The sequence below is a fragment of the Embleya sp. NPDC005575 genome, assembly GCF_040605455.1.
Taxonomy (GTDB): domain Bacteria; phylum Actinomycetota; class Actinomycetes; order Streptomycetales; family Streptomycetaceae; genus Embleya.
Genome location: NZ_JBEXCV010000269.1, coordinates 1 through 7,008, shown reverse-complemented (window position 1 = coordinate 7,008; position 7,008 = coordinate 1). Strand labels below are relative to the sequence as shown.

Annotated in this window: 2 protein-coding genes; both read left to right on the top strand. The window is 72.8% G+C overall.

Annotated elements, in window-relative coordinates; all coding sequences use genetic code 11:
* On the top strand, positions 1–2,814 hold a 2,814-nt coding region (locus ABZS54_RS41470; RefSeq protein ID WP_355548158.1), incomplete at its 5' end, for an SDR family NAD(P)-dependent oxidoreductase.
* A 5-nt stretch (positions 2,815–2,819) separates the two neighbouring features.
* Positions 2,820–7,008: beta-ketoacyl synthase N-terminal-like domain-containing protein (locus ABZS54_RS41465; RefSeq protein ID WP_355548155.1), on the top strand; the 4,189-nt coding region annotated here is incomplete at its 3' end.

Here is a 7,008-nt window from a genome sequence, read left to right as displayed (position 1 = left end):
GACCACTTCCCGGGTGAGGCCAACGTGGATCCGGCCGACCTGGCCCGGCTGCGTACGATCGCCGCGATCGCCGACAAGATCAACTCGCTGCGCACGTCCGACGGCGCGACCCCGCAGGCTCAGCCCCAGGATCTCGTCCCCGCGCCGGTTCAGGAGAGCGGCGCGGATGTGGCGTTGGCGATCGTGGCCGAGTTGACCGGCTATCCGGTGGAGATGCTCACGCCGGAGATGGACCTGGAGGTCGACCTGGGGGTCGACTCGATCAAGCGGGTGCAGATCCTGACCCGGTTGCGGGACCACTTCCCGGGTGAGGCCAACGTGGATCCGGCCGACCTGGCCCGGCTGCGTACGATCGCCGCGATCGCCGACAAGATCAACTCGCTGCGCACCCCTCAGGGCGCCGGCGCGCCGGCCCAAACCCCCGTCGTGGCCCCCGCCGCGCCGGCCGTCCGGGCACAGGAGCAGATCCCCACGCAGGCCACACACCAAGCGCCGCAGTTCACGGTCCTGCGCACCGGTACCACCCTCGTCCCCGTCGAGGCCGCTGCCGGTGCCCCGCTCAGGGGTCTGCGCGAACAACCGTTGCTGATCACCGACGATGGCACCGGCGTCGCCGAATGCCTGGCGGAAACCCTGCGACGCGAGGGCATCAAAGCCTCCGTCACCGACCGCGTGACCGACGACTCCACCGCCGTGATCGCACTCGCCGGCCTGCGTGAGATCGACCCGGCGCAGGACCCGGACGCACCCACCCGCGAGGTCTTCACGACCTTGCACACCATCGCCGAGGCCATGGATCGCCGAGGCGGTGTCCTGGTCGTCGTCCAGGACACCGGCGGCGCGTTCGGCACCTCCGGCGTCCGCGGCCGTGAGGGCTGCGCGGGTATCGCCGCGCTCGCCCGCACCGCCGCGAACGAATGGGCGCACGCCTCGATCAAGACGATCGACATCGACCGCGCCGCGCGCGCCCCGCAGGACATCGCCCAGGCCATCGCCACCGAACTCCTGCACGGCGACGACACCACCGATGTCGCGCTGGCGGCCGACGGCTCGCGCGCGCTGCTGCGCGGCACCACCGAGCCGGTCGGATCACCGCAGCCGCTCGACCTCGGGCCGGACCCCGTGGTCGTCGTCACCGGTGGGGCCCGCGGCATCACCGCGTCCTGCCTGCTTGCCCTGGCCCGCGTCCACCGACCCAAGTTCCTGCTCCTGGGTCGGACCCGCCCCGTCGACGAGGACGACGAACTGCGCGGCGCCTCGGACGAGACCGCCATCCGGCAGATTCTGGGCAGCCGCCGCGACGAGCACACCGGCAAGACCCCGACCCTGGCCGAACTCGCCATCGCCTCCGGCCGGGTGCTCGCCTCCCGCGAGATCCGCACCACCCTGGACGAGCTGGCCGTCGCCGGAGCGGAGACCCGATACGTCACCGTCGACGCGACCGACCGCGAGCGGGTCTTCGAGGCGCTGGCCGAAGTACGCCGGGACTGGGGCCCGATCACGGGAATCATCCACGCCGCCGGGGTGATCGCCGACAGCAACATCTCGGACAAGACCCAGGCCCAGTTCACCGCCGTCTACGACACCAAGGTGCGCGGATTCCGCACCCTCCTGGACCTGACCGCCGACGACCCGGTGCGCCTGGTGTGCGCCTTCTCCTCGGTCAGCGCGCGACTCGGGACCGCCGGGCAGTGCGACTACGCCGCGGCCAACCAGGCCATGGAGCAGATCACCGCGACCGAGGCGAAGCACCGCCCAGGGTGCACGGTCAAGGCCGTGGCCTGGGGTCCCTGGGCCGCCGGCATGGTTTCCCCCGCGCACGCCGAGCACTTCCGTCGACTCGGTGTCCCGCTCCTGGAAGAGGCCGCCGGAGTCGCGGCGTTCATGACCGAGCTCGAACAGCCCGGCCCCGCCTGCGTCTCCCTCGCCGCCGGCACGGCAGGTCCCGCCGCCGAGGCGACGGATCACACGAACGTCACGGACATCGTCGTCGGCGCCGACACCCACCCCTACCTGGTCGACCACAGCATCGCGGGACGTCCCGTGGTGCCCGTGGCGCTGGTCCTCGAATGGTTCGCCGGCGCCGCGCGTAGCGCCCTGCCCGACAACGATTGTGTGCTGGTTCGCGACCTGCGCGTGCTGCGCGCCATCGCGCTGGACAAGTTCGGGGTGGAGGAGACCCGGCTCCGGGTGCACGTGCGCCCCGACGACACCCACACCGACGCCCCGCTGCGCCTGGAGCTCAAGAGCCTCGACGGTGCCCTGCACTACGCGGCTCTCGCGGGTCCGGGCGAGGCCGCGAAGTTGACCGTCCCGGCCGCGGAACCCGCCGACGAGAGCTTCGAAGTACACCCGGGCAGCGCCGTCTACGACGGAGGCATGCTCTTCCACGGCCCGCTCTTCCACGCCATCCACTCGATCAACGGGCTGAGTTCCACCGGGGCGGTCTGCGACCTCGTCGGGGCACGGCAGTTCGGCTGGGCGCAGGAGACCTGGCAGACCGACCCGCTCGTCATGGACGGCGCGCTCCAGGCGGCCTGCCTGTGGGTACTGTCCTCGGCCGGCGTGCAATCGCTGCCGATGGGCATCCGTGAGGTGCGCGTGTTGTCGACCGGCGCCGTGGACGCGCCCGTGAAGTGCACCGTGCGCAGCGTCACGCAGGGCACCGACAACGCGATCTGCGACGTCTGGCTCACCATCGAACAAGGCGGCGCGGAGCAGGTTCTGGCCGTGCTCGGCGGCGTGGAGATGGTCTACCGTCCGGACCTGTCCGGCTCGAACCGAGCCGCCGCGCTGATCTCGACGGACGCGTGAGGGGCATGGACTTTCCCGCAATCGCCATCGTGGGACGCGGCTGCGTCCTGCCCGGAGCGCACAATCCCGCCGAACTGTGGGACACCGTGGTCTCCGGCTCGGTACGGCTGACCCCGTTTTCCATCGGACGCCCGACAGCCGGGCCCGAGTGGAGCGGGGCCGACCCCGCGAGCACCGTGTTCGGCCACGTCACCGGGTTCGACGAGCGCTTCGACCCGTCCGGCCTGGCCATCGACGCCGAGCAGGTCAAGGGCCTCGATCCGACCGTCCGCTGGGTCGTGCACGCGACCCGGCAGGCGCTCGCCGAGGTCGATCGGCTCGGCCTGCACCGACGCACCGGCCTGGTCCTGGGCAACATCTCGTGCCCGACCACGTCGATGGTCGCCTATGCCGAGGACGTCTGGCTGCGCTCCCAGCCGGCCGAGGTCCGGGCCGGATGGCCCCGGCACGACCGGCATTCGCCGATCCCGATGAGCAGGTTCTGTTTCGGGCTCCCGGCGCAGCTCGTGGCCCAGGCGTTCGAACTGCGCGCCGGCGCGGTGGTCCTGGAGGCGGCCTGCGCGTCGGCGCTGTACGCGATCGAACTCGCCTGCCGGAAGCTGCACTTCAGGCAGGCGGACCTGATGGTCGCCGGGGCGCTCAACGGCGGCGCGCCCGAGATCATCAGCCACGGCATGGGCCGGCTGGGGGCGTTGAGCCCCAGCGCACGCTCCCGGCCCTTCCACCGGGACGCCGACGGCTTGGTCCCCGCCGAGGGGACCGCGATGGTCGCCCTGATGCGACTCGAGGACGCACTGGCCGCGGATGTACCCGTCCTGGGCGTGATCCGCGGCATCGGGGCGACCAACGACGGCGGCCGGGGCGGCATGCTCGTCCCGGACGGAGGTCAGCAACAACGCGCGATGAGCCTGGCCTACCAGGCGGCGGGGATCGACCCCAAGACCGTGTCCCTGCTGGAATGCCACGCCACCGGCACCGCCGTCGGGGACACCGTGGAACTGGGCTGTGCGGCCCGGATCTTCGCCGAACGCACGGACCTGCCGATCGGTTCGGTCAAGGGCAACCTGGGCCATCCGCTGACCGCCGCGTCGGGCGCCGCCCTGCTCAAGGTGCTGGGCGCGATGGAACACGGCACGCTGCCGCCGACCGTCGGCGCCGACGAGGCCAACGAGGCCATGCGCGGGACACCGTTGCGGCCACTGGCCCGGCCGGAGGAATGGCAGGGACTCCGGCGCGCCGCGGTCAGCGGCTTCGGCTTCGGCGGGGTCAACGCCCACCTGGTCGTGGACGCCTGGAACACCGCCGACCGGGCATCCGCCTCCTTCCCCGGCGTGGCCGTGCCCGGCCCCGCCGGGCGCCGGCGGCACCAGGTGGCGATCGTCGGCCTCGGTGCCCGCGTCGGCGACGGCGACACCACCGGCGACTTCGTCGAAGCGCTGCTGGGCGGCGAGCCCAGACTGCGGCCACCGCGCACGGTCGAACTGCGCGTGGACGGCCTGCGGATGCCGCCCAACGACATGCTCCAGACCTCCGGCGAACACGTGCAGGTCCTGGAGGCCGCCCGCGACGCCGCCCGCGCGGTGGAACTGCCCGACGAGCGCACCATGGTGCTCGTGGGCGTCGGCAGCGCGACCGTGCACTCCGAGTTCGCCGTCTGGCACAACCGCACCACCATCGAAGCGCGCCGGTCGGCGGCGGCGGAGGCGTCCTCCGAGGACCGCGTCGCCGACCCGTTGAACTGCCCGCCGTGGTCCCTCGGGGGCCTGGGCAACATCGCCGCCAACCGGATCAGCGCGCAGCTTCGGCTGACCGACGCCAGCGTCGCGGTCTGCGCGGAGGAGGCTTCCGGCATCCGCGCGCTCGACCTCGCGGTCGACGCGATCGGCAGCGGAGCGAGCGACGCGGCGCTCGTGGGCGCGGTCGACCTCGCCTCCACGGTGGTCCATCGAGCGGTCGTCCGTGACCTGGGACTCCCCGGAGCCGAGGGAAACGCGGCCGTGGTGCTGGCCCTCAAGCGGCTCGACCACGCCCGCCGGGACGGCGACCCCGTCCTCGCCGTGATCGACCCGCAGGCCGACGACCGGGCCGCCGACGCGACGCAGGCCGCCGTCGATCTGGTGGTCGGCGACCTCGATACGTCGCCGGCACAGTCGGCCCGGCCGGCCCGGCTGGATCCCGCCAACCTGTTCGGCCGCCCGCACTGCGCCGCCGGTCTCCTCGGCGTCGCGTGCGCGACCGTGGCCCTGTACCACCGCAGCGTGCCGACCGTGGGCGCCCAGGCGCTCCCGCAGCCGGAACTGGCCAGGGCGAAGGTGACCATCGCCCCGCTCGGGGCGCCGGCGGCCGAACTCTTCCTGACCGCGGTGGACACGGCTCCGGCCGCAACGGGCGCCGCGACCCTGGGTCGAAGGGCCTACGGACAAACGCCCGCCCGGAAGTTGTCCAGCGTCGCCTTCTTCGACCTCAGGACCGTTCTTCGGCTCCAGAACGCGCGACCGGAGCGGGAACTGGTGGCGCTCCCCGCAGCCCGCCCGGTGCCGGCGGTCGAGATCGGCGTATCCACACCGGAGGCAGCCCGGGTTCCGAACCCGCCGCCGGCACCGGTCGATGTGTCGGTCCCGGTCCCGGCCTCGGTCCCGGTCCCGGCCTCGGTCCCGGTCCCGGTCCCCGTCTCGGTCGAAGACACGCTGGTACCGACCGCACTCAGCGCTCACCAGCGGGCCGTCGGCAGGACGCATCTGCAGTTCGTGAACACTCGGCACGAGAACCACATGCTGTTCCTGGAGGTGCAGCGGCAGGCGACCCGGGCTCTGCTCGAAGTCGCCGGCATGTTCCAACAGCCGCAGCCGGAAGCCGACGCATTCGCACCGGGCTCGGCGGGGACGGGGGAACCGGGCGCCCCGGGCGCCCCGATCCCGCCGGCTGCCCCGGTCCCGCCCGCCGCCGCCCCGATCCCGCCGGACGGATCGGGCGGGCCGATCCCGGCGACCGAGCCGATCGACGACGTCGCCGAACCGATTCAGGCGCCGCAACCCGGGCCGGCCGAGCGCGAGTTCGTCGTCAGCCCCGATGGCGATCCGTGGGTGCTGGACCACTGTCCGACCTGGACGTTGCCGGTGCTGCCGATGATGTGCACGGTGGACCACCTGTTCCAGGCGGCGAGCACGTACACCGGTCTGCGGGCAACCGGCCTGCGGGAACTGCGCCTCCAGCGCTGGATCCCGGTGGTGAGCCCCACGCGGCTGCTGACCCGGGTCGAGCCGCCGGCCGATCGGGGCCGGGACGTGCACGTCAGCCTGCTGATGTGGCGCCCGGCCCGGAACGAGGCGCTGTCCCGGTTCGAACTCGTCGCCGAGGCGAGGATCACGTTCGACCGGCCCGCCACGCCGGCCCCGCTGCCACCGCTCACGGATGCCCAGCGGGCCGAACTGCCCTATCTCACCCACCGCCTGCCGCACGGCCCGGCCTTCCGGTACCTCACCGAGGTCGGCTACGGCAGCGCCGGTGCCGTCGGAATCCTGGACGCACAACGGGGTTCCGTTCCCGGTACCTTCACCCACCCCGGGCTGCTCGACGCGGCGACGCACATCATCGCCGATCGGGTGTTCTGGTTGCCCTACCCACAGGTCGGGCCCAACGTGGTGCCCTATCCACACGGCCTGGTCCGCATGGACCTCTTCGCCCCATTCCCCACGGACGGGCAACTGCGGGTGGAGGCCCGTCCGGCCGGAGCCGAGGGTGACCTCCTCTTCGTCGACTTCCAGGTCCTGGCGGGGGACCGGCTGTGCGCCGCGTTCCGCAACGTCAGCATGGTTTCCCCGCCGAGTGTGCTGGAACTGCAATCCGGCGCGGATCGGCGGGCCTTTCTCCTGGAGCGCCGCCCCGCGCCGAAGATGAGCCTGTCCCAGGTCGTCGAGGGCGTCAGCCGGCTGGACCGGGCCGTCCTGGAGCAGGCCGACTGGCCGACCGGTGGGCTGGCCTACGTCTACGGTCTGCCGGCCGGGGCTCCGGCCCGACTGCACGCGGAGGAGGTCGCGATGCGCGAGCACGTGGCACGCGCCCACGGCGAACATCCCGCCCGGGTCGTCGTGGACGTGGAGCCCGAGGTCCTGGCCGGGCAGCCCGACAGAGCGTTCCAAGCCCTGGGTCTGGGAGGCTTCGACCGGGGCCGCCCCACCGTCTACGTCACCGGCG